Annotated in this window: 19 protein-coding genes; 3 read left to right on the top strand and 16 right to left on the bottom strand. The window is 37.9% G+C overall.

Going from position 1 to position 19,056, the window contains the following annotated elements:
* Window positions 1–19: 19 nt before the first annotated feature.
* Genes EHQ47_RS08560 through EHQ47_RS08550 form a run of 3 tightly spaced genes read right to left on the bottom strand, consistent with a single transcriptional unit; the run spans window position 20 to window position 1,643 of the window.
* A complete protein-coding gene (locus EHQ47_RS08560) occupies window positions 20–646 on the bottom strand; it encodes an L-threonylcarbamoyladenylate synthase (RefSeq protein WP_135776970.1) in 627 nt (208 codons plus the stop codon).
* A 20-nt stretch (window positions 647–666) separates the two neighbouring features.
* The gene (locus EHQ47_RS08555; RefSeq protein ID WP_135695761.1) at window positions 667–1,404 is read right to left on the bottom strand and encodes an SDR family NAD(P)-dependent oxidoreductase; all 738 of its coding nucleotides are present in this window, start codon (window positions 1,402–1,404) and stop codon (window positions 667–669) included.
* On the bottom strand, window positions 1,401–1,643 hold the full coding sequence (locus EHQ47_RS08550) for a hypothetical protein (protein ID WP_208727420.1): 243 nt from the start codon (window positions 1,641–1,643) through the stop codon (window positions 1,401–1,403). The genes EHQ47_RS08555 and EHQ47_RS08550 overlap by 4 nt, the downstream gene beginning before the upstream one ends.
* Window positions 1,644–1,682: 39 nt before the next feature.
* Here EHQ47_RS08550 and EHQ47_RS08545 point away from each other — a divergent pair, with 39 nt between their 5' ends.
* Window positions 1,683–2,258 carry a Maf family protein gene (locus tag EHQ47_RS08545; RefSeq protein ID WP_135776969.1) on the top strand — a complete coding sequence of 192 codons (576 nt, stop codon included), beginning with the start codon at window positions 1,683–1,685 and terminating at the stop codon, window positions 2,256–2,258.
* Here the strand turns inward: EHQ47_RS08545 and EHQ47_RS08540 are convergent.
* On the bottom strand, window positions 2,242–2,472 hold the full coding sequence (locus tag EHQ47_RS08540) for a hypothetical protein (RefSeq protein WP_135695757.1): 231 nt from the start codon (window positions 2,470–2,472) through the stop codon (window positions 2,242–2,244). The genes EHQ47_RS08545 and EHQ47_RS08540 overlap by 17 nt on opposite strands.
* A gap of 51 nt (window positions 2,473–2,523) precedes the next feature.
* On the opposite strand from EHQ47_RS08540, the gene holA reads away from it, so the two are divergent.
* The gene (gene holA, locus EHQ47_RS08535) at window positions 2,524–3,633 is read left to right on the top strand and encodes a DNA polymerase III subunit delta (protein WP_135776968.1); all 1,110 of its coding nucleotides are present in this window, start codon (window positions 2,524–2,526) and stop codon (window positions 3,631–3,633) included.
* Here holA and EHQ47_RS08530 read toward each other — a convergent pair.
* Window positions 3,612–4,499, bottom strand: coding sequence for a helix-turn-helix domain-containing protein (locus tag EHQ47_RS08530; protein ID WP_135748299.1), 888 nt, complete (start codon window positions 4,497–4,499; stop codon window positions 3,612–3,614). The two genes, holA and EHQ47_RS08530, sit on opposite strands and share 22 nt — an antisense overlap.
* Window positions 4,480–6,057, bottom strand: a complete 1,578-nt coding sequence (locus EHQ47_RS08525; protein WP_135748300.1) for an LIC10012 family protein — start codon at window positions 6,055–6,057, stop codon at window positions 4,480–4,482. The genes EHQ47_RS08530 and EHQ47_RS08525 overlap by 20 nt, the downstream gene beginning before the upstream one ends.
* A 129-nt stretch (window positions 6,058–6,186) precedes the next feature.
* On the opposite strand from EHQ47_RS08525, the gene EHQ47_RS08520 reads away from it, so the two are divergent.
* On the top strand, window positions 6,187–6,768 hold the full coding sequence (locus EHQ47_RS08520; protein ID WP_002972335.1) for a lipoprotein LipL21: 582 nt from the start codon (window positions 6,187–6,189) through the stop codon (window positions 6,766–6,768).
* 69 nt (window positions 6,769–6,837) lie between these two features.
* Here the strand turns inward: EHQ47_RS08520 and EHQ47_RS08515 are convergent, their stop codons facing one another.
* The 10 genes from EHQ47_RS08515 to EHQ47_RS08470 form a co-directional block, all read right to left on the bottom strand.
* Window positions 6,838–7,221, bottom strand: a complete 384-nt coding sequence (locus tag EHQ47_RS08515) for a PilZ domain-containing protein (protein ID WP_135748301.1) — start codon at window positions 7,219–7,221, stop codon at window positions 6,838–6,840.
* An 11-nt stretch (window positions 7,222–7,232) separates the two neighbouring features.
* A complete protein-coding gene (locus EHQ47_RS08510) occupies window positions 7,233–8,246 on the bottom strand; it encodes a tRNA dihydrouridine synthase (RefSeq protein ID WP_135776967.1) in 1,014 nt (337 codons plus the stop codon).
* A gap of 9 nt (window positions 8,247–8,255) precedes the next feature.
* Window positions 8,256–10,781, bottom strand: coding sequence for a DNA gyrase subunit A (gene gyrA, locus EHQ47_RS08505; protein ID WP_135748303.1), 2,526 nt, complete (start codon window positions 10,779–10,781; stop codon window positions 8,256–8,258).
* 19 nt (window positions 10,782–10,800) lie between these two features.
* A complete protein-coding gene (gene gyrB / locus EHQ47_RS08500; RefSeq protein ID WP_135748304.1) occupies window positions 10,801–12,720 on the bottom strand; it encodes a DNA topoisomerase (ATP-hydrolyzing) subunit B in 1,920 nt (639 codons plus the stop codon).
* A gap of 78 nt (window positions 12,721–12,798) precedes the next feature.
* Window positions 12,799–13,122 (bottom strand): DciA family protein, encoded by a 324-nt coding sequence (locus tag EHQ47_RS08495; RefSeq protein ID WP_135748305.1) that lies wholly within the window; start codon window positions 13,120–13,122, stop codon window positions 12,799–12,801.
* Complete coding sequence (gene recF / locus EHQ47_RS08490; RefSeq protein WP_135748306.1) at window positions 13,119–14,222, bottom strand: DNA replication/repair protein RecF; 1,104 nt, start codon at window positions 14,220–14,222, stop codon at window positions 13,119–13,121. The genes EHQ47_RS08495 and recF overlap by 4 nt, the downstream gene beginning before the upstream one ends.
* Window positions 14,222–15,340 carry a DNA polymerase III subunit beta gene (gene dnaN / locus EHQ47_RS08485; protein WP_135748307.1) on the bottom strand — a complete coding sequence of 373 codons (1,119 nt, stop codon included), beginning with the start codon at window positions 15,338–15,340 and terminating at the stop codon, window positions 14,222–14,224. Before dnaN ends, recF begins: the two co-directional genes overlap by 1 nt.
* A gap of 246 nt (window positions 15,341–15,586) precedes the next feature.
* Window positions 15,587–16,912: a chromosomal replication initiator protein DnaA gene (gene dnaA, locus EHQ47_RS08480; RefSeq protein ID WP_135748308.1), complete on the bottom strand. Its 1,326-nt coding sequence runs from the start codon at window positions 16,910–16,912 to the stop codon at window positions 15,587–15,589.
* Window positions 16,913–17,129: 217 nt separating this feature from the next.
* On the bottom strand, window positions 17,130–18,062 hold the full coding sequence (locus EHQ47_RS08475) for a hypothetical protein (RefSeq protein WP_135748309.1): 933 nt from the start codon (window positions 18,060–18,062) through the stop codon (window positions 17,130–17,132).
* A 6-nt stretch (window positions 18,063–18,068) separates the two neighbouring features.
* Window positions 18,069–18,992, bottom strand: a complete 924-nt coding sequence (locus EHQ47_RS08470) for a branched-chain amino acid transaminase (protein WP_135748310.1) — start codon at window positions 18,990–18,992, stop codon at window positions 18,069–18,071.
* Between the last annotated feature and the right edge of the window lie 64 nt (window positions 18,993–19,056).

Genomic DNA, 19,056 nt, shown 5'->3' with positions numbered 1-19,056 from the left:
TGAACCTAGGTTTTTTAATCTAATTAGAAATTTCACCAGCAATGAGATCATATCCCTTACCTTCCCGAATCAACTCAATTGAGTCATCATTGATCTGTAAGATAGTGGAAAGTTCCATTTTGACAATCCCGCCATCGACAATCCCATCCACTTGGTTTCCGTAAATGGATTCTAAATCATCAATATCGATGATGAACTCATCATCACAAAAAGCAGAAGTGGATGTGAGAGGGGAATCATGGATTTTTAAAAGTTCACTGAGGTAAATATGGTTAGGGATACGAATTCCAATTTGTTTGTCTTTGTGGTGAACCACAGATGGTTTTGGTAAGTTTTTATTTGCTTTTAAAACAAAGGTAAAGGGGCCAGGTGTCACTCGTTTCATCAAACGATAAGCAGAATTTGGCAAATACTCAATAAAATTTGATGCCATAGAAATGTCTGTGCACATCAGAGAAAGTGGTTTGTCTTTGGGAAGTTTTCGAATGGAGTATATTTTCTCAACTCCCAATTTAGAGTGTGCGTCCGCTATGATCGCATAAACTGTGTCAGTTGGAAATATATAAACAGCTCCATCCTTCAATCTCTCCGAAATTTGTTTGAGTTTTCGGATTTCTGGATTTTCTGGATGGAGGTATAGGATCATTTGGTTTCACACAGCAGCAATTATTGTGCTGTGAGTCCCCCATCAAGAACAAGACACTGACCCGTCATATACGAAGAAGAATCAGAGGCTAAATAAATGGCCGCTCCCAGGAGTTCCTCAGGTTTTCCAAGACGCCCCATAGGAATACCAGCGAGCACTTGTTTCATGATGAATTCTTTGTCTTTGATCATATCGGTCATTTCTGTATCAATGAGCCCCGGGCAAATGACATTCACGCGATAACCATTATTGCACCACTCAATGGCTAGTGCTTTCGATAAAGTGATGACAGCACCTTTGGTACCAGAATAAACAGAAGCCAGTTTACTTCCCACCATTCCAAGAACTGAAGCCACATTGATGATGTTTCCACCTTCTTTTTTATGATGTTTGTAATAAGCTTGGCAATTGCGAAACACACCTACGTAGTTTGTCTGAACTATATTTTGTAATTCCTCTTCTTTGAATCCAGAAGCGGGAGTATTTGTTGCAATTCCTGCGTTGTTGATGAGAGTATCGAGTCTTCCATGTTTTGCTTTGATTTGACCGATGATTTCAAATGCTGCACCTTCACTGCGTACATCAAGAACCACTCCGTTGATTCCTTCTTTAGCCATCCATTCAATGGATTCTGGTCTAGAGCCTGCTCCATAGACAATGGCGCCTGCGTCTCGAAAACCAAGGGCTAATGTTTTTCCGATGCCTCGGCTGGCACCGGTGATCAAAATCGACTTTCCTTTTACATCAAATAAACTCATTTTACCTCGTGATTGGAAGGATAACAATCGCTAGCTTGAGGTTTTGTGTCTTCCAAAAGTTTTTTATAATCTAAAGTATTATCATCCCGAACCAAATCTCTTCTTATGTAGTGTGTTCCCTTTTCGTAATAATCTGCTACGGGATTACAATCTTGGATGTCTTCCGAAAGACCTCGTTTGCATCCAAAAACAAAAACGAAAGCCCATAAAAAAATAGCCAAAAGTCGAGGACTCATCATTATGAAATGAAACAATATCCCGTAAGGAATAGCAAGAATTTGTTTATACTCAAATCGACATCGCCAAGACGGATCCAAATACTCAAGGATCTAGGATTTTTGTTCCAGGTGGAACCAGCAAACATTGATGAGTCTCAAAAATTCAAAGAACCCTCACTCCAATATTTAGAACGAATGGTTCACTCAAAATTAGGTAACGACGGGAACCCAAACCATCTTTATTTGGCTGCTGATACCATTGTTGTATTTCAAAATGAAATTTTACACAAACCTACCGACCTGGAAGATTCCGTTCGGATCCTCAAAACACTTTCGGGGAAAAAAAATTCCGTATTTTCTGGGGCCGGTTTGCAGATAGAATCGAAGGTTGATTTTTTCTACGAGGAGACAATTATCGAATTTAAAAATTGGAGCGAAGTGGAAATACGTGATTATATTTTGCGATGCCAACCTTTTGATAAAGCAGGCTCTTATGGAATCCAAGATGAAAACGGACCTGTCGCCACAAGGTTTGGATCGTATACGAATGTGATGGGATTTCCCCTCCGAAGTTTTTTAGCTCGTTCTTCGGTTTGGTTGCCTTTTTGGGAAAAGTCTTTTAAGCGTAAAGATTGACCAAATTTCCAGGTTTGTAAGCTGCTTTAGCCTCTGGACTTGTTTGGACTTCCGTTGCTTTTTTTTCTGTTTCACCCGAAACATACTTTGGCTGGTAAGAGCGAGATTGGATTGCTTCTACTTGCTCCACAGCTTGGGTGTTGTATGTGGGAGACACATACATATATGGTTCGCCTAGTCCTGAAACTCTTGCCACATTACTTGAGATTTCCATACTATGAATATCGCCTCGATCCCATCGAAAGATTAGACCGGATTCACAAAAATGGAAACAAAAAAATCGCAAGCGAGAGAATTTAGCTCTCTTTTCCAATTATTCAAAACTCAGACCAGTAATCTCCCGCAATTTTTTGCCTACACAGGGGAGGATTCTTATGAATTTGAACTGATCATCGATCACTACAAAGAGGCACTTTCGAAATCTTCTGGCCCTTACGAAATCATTCTCATTGTATCTGAATCCGGAGAACAGGCAAAACTTTTTGCGGAACTCTTCACTCCAGATATGTTTTACCCAAGAAAACTTATCATTGTCAAACAAGCTGCTGCACTTTTTAAACCCATACTTGATACAAAGGCGACACAAGAATGGAAAGACTTTGCTTCTGGATTTCGAAAAAACATAACCGCCGTTTCTGATGAAATTTTTCTCATTGTTCATTACGATGGAAAAGACATTCCACAAAGTTTGGTCCAACTCTTTCAAGGAACCTTAAACTATTACAAAACCAAATTTTTATATCCGAGCGACTATCCAAAAGTATTCAAAGAAGTTTGTGACCAGGAACAAGTACATTTTGAACCAAATGCTGCCGATGAATTTATCCATCGAATTCCCGCAAACGTAGGTGCTTATCTTAAAAGCGTAAAAAAACTCAAACAATACTTACATCGTTCCAAGTTTACCATCGATGATGTGAATTCCGTTTTATTCAGTCAAAATGAACTAAATACCAATGTACTCGTAGAAACATTGGTTCAAAAACGAAAGGTCGATTTTTTTAAAGAATTTACCAAGTTCAATGACCAAAATTCGGAGATTCTTAGTTTCCTAACCAGACTCAGTTACAAACTAGATGAAATTCGCAAAATCAAAGTCATACGGACAAGGCACAATGGTGAAGTTCCTATTCCCATTATGGATGAACTTTTGAAAACAGGAAGTTATTCCGATGCGAGAAAAAACTTTGTAAGAAGGCAATTGGTTTCTGATTCCGCTTTATTTACTGATAAAACTTTAGATTTATTTTATGACCAAGTGATTGAAATGAATATCAAATTCAAATCAGGACTTCGTGACGAAGAAGGTAGGAATTATTTTTTACAAAAAATTATGCATCTTTTTTCCTTACTTCAAGAAAGATCTTCCAAATGATATTCATGTAATTTGCGATATAAATTCCTTTCAGAAATTCCAAGTAATTTAGCGGCTTTTTCTCTATTTCCTTTTGTATAAATCAAATTGGCTTTGATGATTTCCTTTTCATAACTTTCCAAACTAATCCCAGGTTTCACTTCTAATTCTGTGAGTTGGTTTTCAAAAAAATGAGATGGGATCTGTTTCCAATGTAATTGTTTGCCAGAAGAAAATCCAACAAGTGCAAAGATCATATCTCTTAGTTCAGAGAGATTTGTGTTAAATGTTTTGTTTTTAAAAAAAACAAAAAACTCCTCTTCCATCCCTGTAATTTTTTTACCGAGATCGGTGTTTGCTTCCTCTAAAAACTGAGAAACAAATAACGGTAATTCAGAAATTCGTTTTTTCAAATTAGGAAGTTCAAAGCGAAAGGATTTTAACTGATCATAAAAATCTGAATATACATTCTTTTGGTTTAAAATTTCCAGTTCTTCTGAATGAATTTCCCAATACAAATATACTTTTGATTTTTCTTCGTATTTTTCTGACTTCCACCATTGTTGTAATAACAATACTTCTTCTGGTTTTGCCTTTGTGATGCGATCCATCTGAATGGTCACCATCTGTTTGGATGATTTGATTTTTTCTAAGGATTCCGCAAAGGCAAAAGGATATGAAAAATCAAAACTTACTACGTTACTGGAAGAAATATTTCTTTGTTCTAAACTTCTTTCGATCCAAAAACTTTTCCCTACACCCCTTTCTCCAATGATTAACATCGGTAAATTGGAATTGGAAGTTTCTACCCACTGGTTGCGAATCTTTTGGATATCGGATCCGCTAGAAATCCATTCTGAAGTTTGTTTACTTCTTTTTGATGACACTCACTGTCCCTTGCAAGTAACCGTTAAATTCTCTAATTTTGTTTGTATCCAAAAACTTTTTCGCCTGCGATGGTTTCACCATCAATGTCTTTGGATAGGTAGTATTTATTTTTAACAAATTGGTTTCGGCAGGAGCATTTTTCACTCCCCATGTGGATAGAGGATCCAAAACAAAAGTTGTTTGGATTAAATACTCTTTTCCTTTTGTTACGACCACATCATATGGCAACTGAATCCAAATGGCTTCTCCTTTTGATTCAACAAGAACTGTTTGAAATCTATCCTTTTCTGTTTGGTCTGTATTTGATTCTGTTCGCAGAATGTATTCTAAATCAGTTTTGATTTCTTCTTTTTCCAATACACGTTTATCAGATATTTTTTCGTAAGCCATATAAAGATTGTAAGGTGTGACCACATCGACTGCCGCACGAACCAAAGAGGCATCATATTTTTTGATTTGGTTTTGATTCCAATTAAAAGGCATTGGTAACTCTTCAATCGAGGAATACACATTGAATTGATTTAAGTAAAGGTATTCATATCCTTCGGAAGTTCCAATTTTTTGGTATTCAGTGATTCCAACAACACGACTGTTACTTGCTTTGCCAATTCTTTGTAATTCTCGAATTGTACTTAATTCAGAATGGTTGGGAACTAATAGAACTGGTTCAATTTCCATATGTCGTAAATCATTCAATGCCATGATGATCGATCCGGACTTGTCCTTCACAGCAGAAGAAAGAAGTAAAAAAAGCTTCCTTGATTCTTTTTTTCCCGATGAAATTTTCGACTTTAAACCTTGTAAGGCGGATACAATGGACTCAGCTTGGTTGTTTCCTTGCCATCCAGTTTCTTCCATCAATTTTTTGATTTCAATGTGTTCTTTTGTTGGTGGGATGGTGACTATTTTATCTTTCTTTACGAGTGTCACACCTAAGAACAGCCCGTCCTGATCGTACAAAGCGGACAAACTCTTTAAAACGTCTTTTTTGTAATATGCATAAGAAGAATGAATGTCTATGAATAGATTGATTTCATAATTTGGAGCTATTTTGTTTTTCTTTTCGTAAAACCGAGGAGGCAAAAATCGAAAACTTTTTTCGTTATGTTTTTCATACGCTAAAACAAAGTTTGAAATGAGTTTGGATTGGATGGTTTGTCTTGCTTGGTTTTTACAGTTAAAGATAACCGTTTTGACAAGGATAGGATTTCCAAAATCTATCTGGTCTTGAACAACAAAATGAGAATCCCACTCTGTACAGTAAGAAAAAAGATCCTGATCTTTTAGTTCACTTTCTTCGTTCCATTCCGATTCATTTAAATAATTTTCAATAAGTTTTGGATCTGTAACTTCAGTAAAAAAATTTCGTTTGATATAGTGTCGTGAAAGACGGGACAATTCAAACCCTGCCTCTCTTCTTGATCCAAGGACAGGTGGAACTTCTCCGGAAATGTAAGCTGGCAGGATAGAAATTTCTTTCCCTAAAATAAATTCGGGGAAGAACGCAATAAAAAACAAAATCAATGCATAGGGAATTCGGAGGGGACGGCGAGACATAAAATTAGAATCGGTCCATTCGCGGAAAATGTAAATCTTTATCCTGCTGGCATCATTCGTTTTCTTTGAGAAAAGATTGACAAGGGTTTTTTATAGGATCAAATTCTTCGGAAAAGGAGTAGATTCTTTATGAAGAAATCGCTTATCGTATGTGCCTCTCTAATCGCATTTGTTGTATCTTGCGGATCCAATGATGGAGGCAGAAGAGACGCTACGACCGTAGGTAAAAATGGTTGGATTTTTGAAGGTTGGGCTTGTGCACCTGATGCCGCTGCTGCAAAACGTGGTGAGAGCCCTGCTGAATATTGCAAAGGGAAAGAGAAAGAATACGATTATCTTTACATGAAATTTTCTGCACGTGCTTCTGACAAAGCGATCAAAGCTAACTCAGTTGCTATGAAACAATCCACTTGCCGTGAAGCCGCTCGTCTTCAAGTTGCAGGTGATGGTTTGAAAAAAATCTTAGGTGAATACTTAGAACAAGCTTCTGGTGTATCTGATGGTCAATCTACAGGTTCCGTAATTGTTTCTGAATCAAAAGGTATCATCAAAGGAGTTGGAGTTTACGACTGCTGCTCTCTTAACAACGAAACAGGAATTTGCGCAAATGTTGGCGAGCCTGAAACTTGGGAAGAATGTCAGTGTGTTGGATACTTGCGCTATGCGGGTGGACAAAAAGCTCTTGAAGCAAAGGCAACTGCAGCTCAGTAATCTGACTGTTTTGGACTTTAGCAAAAAAAGCCTCCTCTTCAGGGGGCTTTTTTTTAACTAAATAGAAAGTTACTTTTTTAATTTTGGATCAAAGTAGTGTTTATGGATAAACTCTTGCACTATCTTATGTTCCGCAGCAGCCAACGGTTGAAAGATTACCGAAGTTGTTTTACCTGCTGTTCGATGTACGGTTCCAATAATTTCTAATGGATTTTGGTGAAGAGAAAATTGAATTTTTACTTGGTCACCTTCATAAAAGATTGCAGTTGTTTGGAATGCAAGTCCACCTGTTCCCAAATCAGATAAATGTCCAGTAACACTTGCATTTTTTGATTTGATGAGTTCTACCGTGCAAGGAACATCCAACTTCACACGAGCATCTTTTCGTTTTTGTTTTACACCCGCATATTTACTATAACTATCTGAAAATATTGACTGCTTTGAATCTGCCATTTTAACTTCCTTTATGCGAGACTAACAAACGTTTCACAGTTGATATTCTCGTTTTTTATTTCGCTTGCTTCCAAAAATTTGGAATCCATTTCTACGGACTCCAATCTATCTATAAATTGATTTACGTTTGTAACGGATAAAAGTTCTCTTTTTATTTCTTCGGGGAATCCTGTATTCTCTATATATCGTATAAAATGTTTTCGAAAAAGTATCAAAGCATAATCATCTTCGGAAGGATAAAAATTTAACATTAGGTTTAAATGTTCCAAAATGACTTCTTTGATTTCCAACCAACCAACTTTTTCCTTTGGTCTTTCTGAAAAAATCCAAGGATTTCCAATTGCCTTGCGACCAATGAGAACAAGATCCACTCCGTATTCTTTTTTCTTACGGATTGCCTCAGAAAAACTAGCAACATCTCCATTTCCAAAAATGGGAACATTGGCTTTGGATTTGATTTCACCAATTGCATTCCAGTCAGCGTAACCAGTATAGGCCATTGCCTTTGTCCTTCCATGAACAGAAATAGCCGATGCTCCCGATCCTTCTAATACTTTGACTGTTTCTAAATAATTTAATGAATGAGAATCCCAACCAAGCCGAATCTTGGCAGTAACAGGAAGGTTTGTTTTTTTGCGTATTCCTTCGATCATAGCACCAGCCAAACGAACATTGCGTAAAAGCCCTGCTCCTGATCCGTGGTGGGAAACTTTGGCCACGGAACATCCCATATTCAAATCAATGACGTCTGGATTTTTTGATGCTGCAATTTCTGAGGCATTGACAACCGTTTCTAAGTCGGAGCCAAAAATTTGAAAAAAAATGGGTCGTTCATTTTCTAAATAACGAAACATATCCAAAGATTTCGAATTACCTAGTAACAACTGCTCTGTGGAAACAAATTCCGTATAGGCAAAAGCAGAACCAAAACGCCTTGTAATTTGCCTGTAAGGACTGTCGGATATACCAGCCATCGGCGAAAGAACAACATCACCTTTGATTGTTACTCCGCCGATGGTAATCATAATTCCTCTTTATTCCGAATCGGTCTCTGTATCTCTAACAACAGCAAAGTCTTTCACAAAGTCTTCATCTTTGGTATTTACAACTTTGACTCCCATGGCAGACCTTCCCACCATCGAAATAGTTTTCACTTCGACTCGGATGGCCATACCTGATTGTGTGATGACGAGAAGTTCGTCCTCTTCTCTTACGGAAGAGACACCTACAGCACGCCCATTCTTTTCACCTATCTTTAAATAAGTCATTCCCTTCCCACCGCGACCTTTGGTAGAAAATTCTTCAAAGTCAGTGCGTTTTCCAAATCCGTTTTCGGAAACACAGAATAAATTGGTTCCTGGTTCCACTTTTGTAATCCCTGCAATCGCATCATCATCTTCCAACTTCATTGCTGTGACACCAGAAGCGGTTCGACCTTGCGAGCGAAGTTCGTTCAAATTCATTCGAATCGCAAGACCATTTTTACTTCCAATAAACACATCGTAGTTGCTTGGATTGGCAATTACATCGATTAGTTCATCACCATCGCGAAGACCGATAGCAATGATGCCGGATTTTTTAGTATTTGTGAATTCATCCAATTGGATCTTTTTTACAAACCCATCTCTTGTTACCATAAGCAAATAGGATTCATCAAAATTTCTGAAAGTGAATAACGAAGTAATGATTTCATCATCATTTAAGTTGATCACTGCTTTTAATGATTTTCCACGCGCTTCTTTAGTAGCAATTGGTAGTTCATATACTTTCATAAGGAAAGCTCTACCTTTATTGGAAAAGAGCATTAAGTTATCATGAGTCATGGCACTACTTAGTTTTTTTACAAAGTCTTCCCTTTTTGTTGAGATTCCTTGGACTCCCTTTCCACCTCGTTTTTGGCGACGGAACGTATCCATTGGAAGACGTTTGATAAACATATCTTCTGATAACTGAACAACAACTTCTTCATCTGCGATTAAATCTTCTGCATTAAAAGTAGAAGATTCCAAAGATTCCAAACTAATCTCAGTGGAACGATTATTTCCAAAAGATTGTGCAACCTTACCAAGCTCATCACAAATGATGGATTTCACTCGTTCTGGTTTGGCAAGGATGTCTTCTAAGTCAGCGATCAGTAGTCGAACCTGCTCTAATTCTTCAATAATCTTTTGCACTTCTAGAGAAGTTAAACGTTGCAAACGCATTTCCAGAATCGCATCCGCTTGGATTTCTGAGAGAGCAAATGTTGCCATGAGGGAACTTTGAGCTTCTTTTACATCTTTTGAAGCTCGTATGATACGAATCACTTCATCAATGTTATCGAGAGCAATTCGAAGACCCTCTAAGATATGGGCTCTTTTTTGTGCTTTATCTAAATCAAATTCAGTACGTTTGATTACGACTTCATTTCTATGATCCGCATAGGATTTTAGAATTTCTTTTAATGAAAAGATTTTTGGGCGATTGTTTAAAATCGCAAGCATCGTAATTCCATAACTCACTTGTAGTTGTGTGAGTTTGAAAAGTTGGTTTAAAATGACTTGTGCGTTGGCATCTTTTTTAACATGAATTTCTACTCGAATTCCCTTTCTATCGGAAAGATCTAAAATTTCAGAGATACCTTCTATGATTTTCTCATTCACAAGTTCCCCGATTTTTTCGAGTAAGTTCTTTTTGTTTACTTGGTATGGAATTTCATTAATGACAATAATCTCGCGACCTTTGTTGTTTTCGATAATATCAACTTTGGATCGAATGCGAATGGAACCTTTTCCTGTCGCATAGGCTTGGTATAAACCTTCCCCTCCAATAATGGTTCCACCCGTAGGAAAATCAGGTCCCGGAATGATTTTCATCAATTCTGGAAGTGTGATCTCTGGGTTTTGAATGAGAGCAATAACAGCATTAACCGATTCTTTTAAGTTATGCGGTGGGATGTTAGTTGCCATACCCACAGCAATCCCTGTTGAACCGTTTACTAAAATATTTGGAAAATTTGCTGGTAAGACATCTGGCTGTTGTCTTGTATCATCAAAGTTTGGTGAAAAACTGACTGTATTTTTTTCGATGTCTTTTAGAAGTTCTTCCGCAAGTTTCGTAAGTTTAGCTTCTGTATAACGATATGCCGCAGCGTTATCACCGTCGACAGATCCAAAGTTTCCTTGCCCATCGATCAAAGTTTCTCGCATGGAAAAAGTCTGGGCCATACGAACCATCGTTTCGTAAACCGCTGAGTCACCATGTGGGTGGTAGTTACCAATTACTTCCCCAACAATTTTCGCAGATTTTACATAAGGACGATCCGATCTCCAGGCCCTTTCATTCATCGCATGAAGAATACGTCTATGAACTGGCTTTAATCCATCTCTAACATCAGGAAGGGCTCTACCTACAATTACACTCATCGCATAATCAAGGTAAGCTTCCTTCATTTGGTCTTCAATTTCTACCGGAATGACCCGCACACCGGATTTAAGAGCACCGGCTACGTCTGGTCTACCGGAAAGATTTAGTGCTAAGGTTTTGTTTGATTCGTTTTCTTGGCCGTTTTGTTCGGTCATTTTTTTATCCTAATTCCGATTAAAGATCTAAATTTGCAACTTTGTAAGAATTCGCTTCGATGAAACGACGACGTGGAGATACTTCATCACCCATAAGAATATTGAATGTATCTTCTGCTTCCACAAAGTCTTTTAACTTTACTTGTAACATAACACGTTCTTTTGGATCCATAGTTGTATCCCAAAGTTGTTCTGGATTCATCTCTCCAAGTCCTTTGTATCGTTGGATCACAACTTTGTCATTGGGCCTTGCTCTAAGAATTTCTTCCTTTTCCCTGTCAGAGTAAACATAGACTGCTTCTCTTCCAAACTTCAAAAGATACAATGGAGGTTGTGCCACAAACAAAGATCCTTGTTCGATGATTGGTTTCATATATCGAAAGAAAAAAGTTAGTAAAAGTGTACGAATATGGGATCCATCCACATCCGCATCTGTCATAATGATGATTTTTTTATAACGAAGTTTTTCCACATTGAATTCATCATCACCAATTCCTGTTCCCATAACTGTGATTAATGTGCGAATTTCTTCATTCGATAAAATTTTATCCAATCGTGCTTTTTCAACGTTTAGAATTTTACCTTTGAGTGGAAGGATGGCTTGGGTATTTCTATCTCTTCCTTGTTTTGCTGATCCACCCGCCGAGTCTCCCTCGACAAGATACAATTCGCAATGTTCCGGATCTTTTTCAGAACAGTCGGCAAGTTTCCCAGGAAGGCCACCACCTTCTAAAACAGTTTTACGTCTTGTAAGATCACGAGCCCGTCTTGCTGCTTCCCTTGCTTTGGAAGCTAAAATACATTTTTCTAAAATCTTTTTGATCACAGCAGGATTTTCTTCAAAGAATCGATTAAGACCCTCTCCTGTGATGGTTTGCATCAGTCCTTTTACTTCTGCATTTACCAACTTTTCTTTTGTTTGTGAGTTAAACTGTGGTTGTGGGATTTTGATAGATATCACAGCACAAAGGCCTTCTTTGATATCATCCCCTTGTAAACCATTGGGTTGTTTTTTGAAAAGGATTTGGTCTTTCTTTAAATGGTCATTTAAAGTTCTCGTAAGAGCGGTTCTAAAACCTTCTAAGTGAGTTCCACCTAAGTTGTTATTAATCGCATTGGTAAAACAAAAAATATTTTCGCTATAGGTATCGCAGTATTGGAGAGCAATCTCTGCCCATACATTTTCTTTTTCACCGACAAAGTGCAAAACTTTGTGCAAAGGATGTTTTGTTTCCGTAATGTATTCAACAAAGGAAACAATTCCTCCATCAAACTTAAATTCATGTTTTGCAACTTCTTCTTTTCTTTGGTCTTCAATCCGAATAAGGAGCCCTTTGTTTAAAAACGCAATTTCTCTAAATCTTGCCGATAGGGTGTCAAAAGAAAAATCAACAGTGGTAAAAATAGTATCATCTGCTTTAAAACGAACAACTGTTCCACGGTGTGTTGTATCACCGATGATTTTTACATCTTCAACAGGAACCCCTGCTTGGTATTTTTGGTAGTGTAGTTTTCCATCTTGGTGGACTTCCACTTCTAGATAAGTGGAAAGGGCGTTTACAACGGAAACCCCTACCCCATGCAAACCACCAGAAACTTTATAGGCATCGTTTTCAAACTTACCACCTGCGTGTAAGATCGTTAACACAACTTCAATTGTGGACTTACCCTTATCCGGGTGGATTCCAGTAGGAATCCCACGCCCATTATCCCGAACTTCTATGATATGGTCTGGTAAAATGCGGACGTCAATTTCTGTACAATGGCCTGCCATTGCCTCGTCCACAGAGTTGTCCACGACCTCATAAACCATCTTATGTAGGCCGGACTCATCTTGGGTTCCGATATACATTCCGGGGCGTTTTCGGACCGCTTCTAGACCCTCTAGGATCTTGATTTTCGAGGCTGAATAGGCGTTTGGATCGATTTGGTTGGACATAGATTTATAAGATACCCTATAGGAAGTATCCTAGAAAGACCCTCGAAGGGCAAGTGAAATCGGGGAGATTTAAGTGACTTAAGACCTGGGATTTTGGAATTCGTTTCCTGTTTTAAATTGAATTTTTTCCAATAAAACTGGGTTCGTAATTACATTTGCTTTTGTTAAAATTTCAGCTTTTTGGAACTCCAATTCCTGGGAAATCATGGAGTGGCGACAAACAACTGTGAGTTTTTTTCCTTCAATGGTTTTCGGAAAACTCTGTTTACCAAAATAATCGCCAACAATTTCGTTCCAACGAAGCCGTATGGTTTTCAGAATTTGGTCTCGAAAGACAGCTTCCCTGTCCATACCCATTTTTTCTAAACTTTGGAAGAGTTCTGAGAGTTCGACTTTTTTCATTTCTCTACAAACACCTTCACTTTTCCCGCTTCCACTTGGTAGATTTCTTTATCAAGTGTTAGGTTTCCGACATATTCATGAATTCCTTCTAAATCTGTGGTGGTAAAAAATGCCTGCCCACATTCCGAAATCAAATTCACAAAGTATTCTCTTCTTTTGACGTCTAGTTCCCGAATGATATCATCAATCAATAGGACAGGTGCTTCTCCTGTGGTATCACGGATCATTTGGAAACAGGCAGTTTTCAGAGCAATCACGGCACTACGTTTTTGGCCTTGGGAACCAAACCCACTCAAATCTTTATCATCAAATCCAATCGGGAGTGTGTCGCGGTGATTTCCGCAACTCGTATAACCGATCGCTCTGTCCTTTCGTAGATTATCGGTTAGTTTTTGTCTATGTTCCTCTTTGGAAGAAATATTTGGTTTGTAAGTTAAAAAGAAGGGATCTTTTCCAGAACTTAACTGTTGTAAATTTTTATGAAAGTAACCGGCTAAAGTTTCAATTGTCTTCATCCGAATTTCTCGAATTTCCGCATCATGTTCGATGATGGGTTCATCCCAAATTCCTATTTCCCGATCGGAAGAATTTTCTTTTTTAAGAGCCGCGTTTCTTTGTTTGATCAAACGATCATATTCTATGAGTTGTTTTAAATAATATCGATTGGTGGATGAAATAAAGGCATCTAAAAAACGGCGACGTTCGACATTCCCATCTTCGATGATGAGGATATCCGGTGGACTCATCACAATGGAACGAAAGTATCCCACATAGTCAGAGATTTTTTTAAACTCTTCCCCGTTGACTTTCAGTTTCTTTCGTTTGGAATAGGAATGTTCAATTCCATATTCAAATAAATACTCATTTTCTTCCGATTCAAATTCAGCACGAATGAAAGTATCTTTTGTATCCCAACGAAGCAGTTGGTTTTGGTCTGATTCGCGAAAACTTTTTAAGTATGAAAGTAGTGAAATGGATTCGAGAAGGTTTGTCTTACCTTCTCCATTGTTTCCAATAAAAAAGATAAGACGTGAATTGAATGTTAACTGAGTTTCTTCGTGGTTGCGAAAATTCTTTATGTAAATTTTCTTTAGAAACATTAAAGTTTCATTGGCATAATGACAGAAACAAAGTCGCTATCAGAAGGATCTTTAAAAAGAACCGGAGCACTAGAAGTTGTGAATTCTAAAATGACTTCTGGATCATCCACAGCTTTTACTACATCACTTAAATAATCCCCTTTAAAAGCAATGGTGATTGCTTCGCCATTGTATTCAATTGGCATGTTGTGATCAAACATCATTGTTCCAGGATTGGAAGAACTGATGTTCACATTTCCTTTAGTAAAAGCCAAACGAATTTGTTTCGAAGGTTCTTCTGCAGAAATCAAAGCTTGTTTCAAAAATGTTAAGAAGTCAGCTTTCACAACTCGAACCGATTCTGAAGTTTGTTTTGGAATCACTTGTTCATAATCAGGAAAGTTTCCATCAATGAGTTTGAAAAGTAATTCTACGTTTCCAGAAGAAACATAAATTTGTTCTTCTACAAAACCAATCTTTGCTGTTTCTTTTCCTTCCATCATCTTAAGCATTTCACGAACCGCTTTGTGAGGAATGATCACTCCATTTTTAAATGGGAATTGTTTTGGAAACTTACGAACAATTTTAGAAAGACGACGACCATCCGTTCCAACAACAATTAAATCTGTATTGTCGGGTTTTAAAAAGAGACCGTTAAAAACAAAACGAGTTTCTTCAATCGCCATCGCATAAGAAGTTTTACGAAACATCTCACGAATGGTTTGGCAAGGAAATTCAACCACACTTGCCTCATCCACTTTCGGGATGGTTTTGATATCTTCAGAATCGATTCCGTTGACTTTGAACTTTGTGTCCATCTTACCACTAGCATCAGTGATGGTTGTCTCTGAGTTTTCGGCTTGGTCAGTGGTTGTGAGTAAACTTGTATCAAAGTTTAAGTTTTTAAAAATACTCGATAGTTGTTTCGCAGGTAACGATGCGATTCCCTTTTCTCCGATGGTAGAAGGAACTGAAGTTTTGATGGCGATCTCAAGATCGGTCGCAGAAAGATAGACTTCATTTTCACCAGTTTGGATTTTGAGATTGGAAAGAGCTGATTTAATTTCTCGAACTGAGATGACTCCATCCACTGAGTTGATTGCTTTTAGGAATTCTGTAGTATTGACAGTGAATTTCATTTTTCCTCTTCTTCTTATTTATATTATATATCTTTATATATATTATGTCGTTTCCGTTGGTTCTGTCAGTATGTCGATAAAGCCTGGAAACATCAATTTTTATTGAATTATGTCAGGTTTTTTCCTTTTTGCAACTGTCAATATTTATGTCACTTTGAACAGGACATGGAAAATTTAAGGGACAATAAGGACTGACTATGTCCTATCGACAGTTTACCGACAGGTAATGGTCGGATTAATCACAGGTTATTGGAAACTTATCTTGTGTTTGATGGAATGAAATACATCTTCCCACTGGGATTCTGTTTTCATTCGCTCTTTGAATTTATCTATCCCGTGGATGACAGTGGAATGCGTGGTCGAAAAAATTCTTCCAATTTGGGCTTTCGGAACATGTAGGACATCGTGAAGGAGGAGCATACAAAGATGTCTTGGTGGGATAAAATCCGCTTTCCGACTCTTTCCTAGCAAATCCTTGCGAGCTATGTTTGTTCTTTCACAGACAAGATCAATGACCATATCCGGACTGAACCCAATTCGCTTTTTATTTGTCAGAAAACGAGCTTCCGCAATTTCCTGAATTTTCTCTTCCGTAAGCAAAAAGTATTCATAAGCCTTTTTGTACAAAACCAAATCGTTTACGATTCCAATGAGTGCTCGTGAATCTCCTTCCAATCGTTCGGCAAGCCAGTGGAGGAGTTTGTCACTCGCAGGAATGTTGAATTCAGAAAAATTAGACCGTAAAAGTTCAACCCGAAGTGCCAAGTCGTGGGATTTGACATCCGCTTGGAGGCCATGCACAAATCGAGATTTTAATCTTTCGTGTAACGGAAGTTCGTAACTCGGTCTATCAGAGGCGATGACAATCTGGCGTTTTCTGTCATAAAGAAAATTGAATAGGGCAAAAAACTCCTCTTGGGTTTTTTCAGCTCCCCCATTCAAAAACTGAATGTCATCAAAGAGTAAAACATTATAAGACTGGTATCTGATTTTAAAAGATTCAAGTGATTCGCGGTTATTCTGACGAACTGTAAAAATAAATTCATTTAAAAACGAAGTGCTGTTTACGTACCGAACCGTTTTCCATGGATCTTTCTTTTTGATCTCGTTTCCAATCGCATGGAGGAGGTGCGTTTTACCCACACCCACGGGCCCAAAGATATACAGTGGATTGTATTTTCCTGGTTGTTCCGCTACACTTTTTGCGGCCGTGTAGGCAATCCGATTGGAATCAGAAGTGATATAATTACTAAAAATAAACTCTGGATTTAGGTCAGAATCAGATTCATCAAATTTAGATTGGATGACTTCTTTTAAAATTTGTGTAGAAGTTTCCGATTCCGCTAAAATAGAAACTCGAAAACGATCACCTACTACTTGATAAACGGCTTCTTCAATGAAACTTGTATACTTGGTTTCCACGTGGCGTTTGATTCCCGTGGAGGGAGCCGTCAAGTGAACCACCTGGTTGTCCCATTTTTCGAATTTGAGTGGTGCAATGAAATTGGAAAAGTACTTGGGAGGTATCTGTTTCGATATTTCTTCTAAAATTTCTTCCCAACGTCTGTCCAAGTTTCCCCGCCCTAAATGTGAAATCGGGTACTATACTTTTAGCAAGTAGGTAGAATTCAAATGAAAAATCGGAAAACGATCCAAACTAGAAAAAATAGTCGAACCGAATAAAAAAATTATGTCCCTTATTTGATTTGACAGAATTTACGTTATAATTCTTGTTAGGTGTTCTTTATTTCAATCGAAATTTTATCGATGCTTAAAATTATTTTTTTGATTAAGTCGCAAGTCGTAAAAAAAGTTGTGATAAAAGAACGTACTCGAGCGCAGGAATTTCATAATGAAGTTTCATTTTGAAATCTAGGATGGCTTCGATCCTTCCTACATTGGCTTCAAAGTTTTTTTGTCGGTATTCATAAAGAAGTAACAAACAAATCATTTCTAAAAAATCAATTCCCGTAAGCCCTTCTTTATTAGAACGAAATTCTCCAAGTTGGTCACGCACCCAGTTTTCCAATTTAAAAAGTAAAATCGAATCGTGACAATGTTCCCGTACATTCTCATGCCACTCTTCCAAAAACTCATCAGAGATTTCAAAGGGGTTGAGGGATCCACCATAGTAGAGTTTAGATTCGGTCATTTCATTTCTTCGAATCTTTTTGATTTCGTCTTGAGGGAGATAGTTGAAAGGAACACAAACCGAACGAGAAACAATGGTTGGTTTTAAGTTTTTTAAATCGTTAACGATCAGGATGAACTTTGTATGTGCTGGAGGTTCTTCTAAAGTTTTTAGAAGAGTTGTTTCTGCTTCATTGTTAATACGATTGGCTTCTGGAAATAAAACAACGCGGTAATCTGATGTATGTGGTTTGAAGGGAATCCTTGCTGACAACAACCAACGGATGGTGAAGTCTTCTGGATCTTTTTCTTTTCCAATCGCAATGTTTTTTCTTCTGGGAAATTGAATGAAATCGGGATGGACTCCTTTCATAAATTGGCGACAGGAATCACAAACGCCACAAGAAGTTCCTTCCAAACAAAGAAGTTGTCTTGAGAATCTTTCAGCGGCTGTCCACTTCCCCACTCCATCGGGTCCGTAAAAAATAATGGAACCGGGAATTCGTGACCTATCATTTAAAAAAGATTTTAAGTAAGTCAGTGCAACATCTTGGCCTGACACTTGGTCGAATGAAAACAAAGCATCAGCCATTGGTCTTTAGTATACCGGAGTCAGCCAATTCATATAACTTGGTTGTTCACCACGAACAGCTTCAAAAAAGATAGATTGGATTTTTTTGGTGATGGGTCCTATGTTTCCATTTCCAATCACACGACGATCCACTTCTTTCACCCAAGCCACTTGCACACCTGTGCCTGAAAAAAATAATTCATCAGCGATATAAAGTTCAGAACGAGCAATGTCTCTTTCCACAACTTGGATCCCTAAGTCTTTTGCAATTTGAATGATGCTACGACGAGTGATCCCTTCTAAAATTGAAGATGGAATGGTTGGTGTATGGATCACTCCATCACGAACGATAAAAAGATTTTCTGCAGAACCTTCTGATACAAATCCTCTCGCATCTAAAAAGATAGCTTCATCCATTCCATTTTGAACGGCTTCTGATTTTGCAAGAGCTGAGTTCACATACCCACCACTCACTTTTGAAAGAGTGGGGATTTGGTTATCAGAAAATCTCTGCCAAGAAGATACAATGGTAGTCAGTCCATTTTGTGTATCGAGGTAGTCGTCCAACTTCAATGCATAAACTGTGATGTCTGCTTTCACATCATGGAAGCGAGGAGAAAGTTGTAAGGCAGAAGTATAAATGAAAGGACGTAAATATACATTTTGTTTAGCGTCATTTTTTCGAAGGAGATCCAGAATGATGGATTGGATTTCTTCCGGTGTGATTTGGATTTGCAACTGCATGATCTTTGTGGAGTTCACAAGTCGTTTGCAATGTTCTGGCAATCGGAAGACATAAAGGTTTTTTTTCGCTTCGTTATAATATCCACGGATTCCACCGAAGACACCTGTCCCATATTGTAAGGCATGGGTTTGGACACTAACTTTTGCGTCCTCGGAAGGAACGATTTTTCCTTCGAAGTAGGTATAAGGGAATGAATTCTGAGCCATTGAGATTCCTATCCTTCCAATCTTCTGGAGTTTCAAAATTAGAAAATGAATTTTATCTTTTTTT

Origin of the sequence: Leptospira bourretii (assembly GCF_004770145.1) — a bacterium.
GTDB classification, from domain to species: domain Bacteria; phylum Spirochaetota; class Leptospiria; order Leptospirales; family Leptospiraceae; genus Leptospira_A; species Leptospira_A bourretii.
Note: the sequence above shows the minus strand (reverse complement) of the source record. Positions and strands in the feature narration are given on the sequence as shown.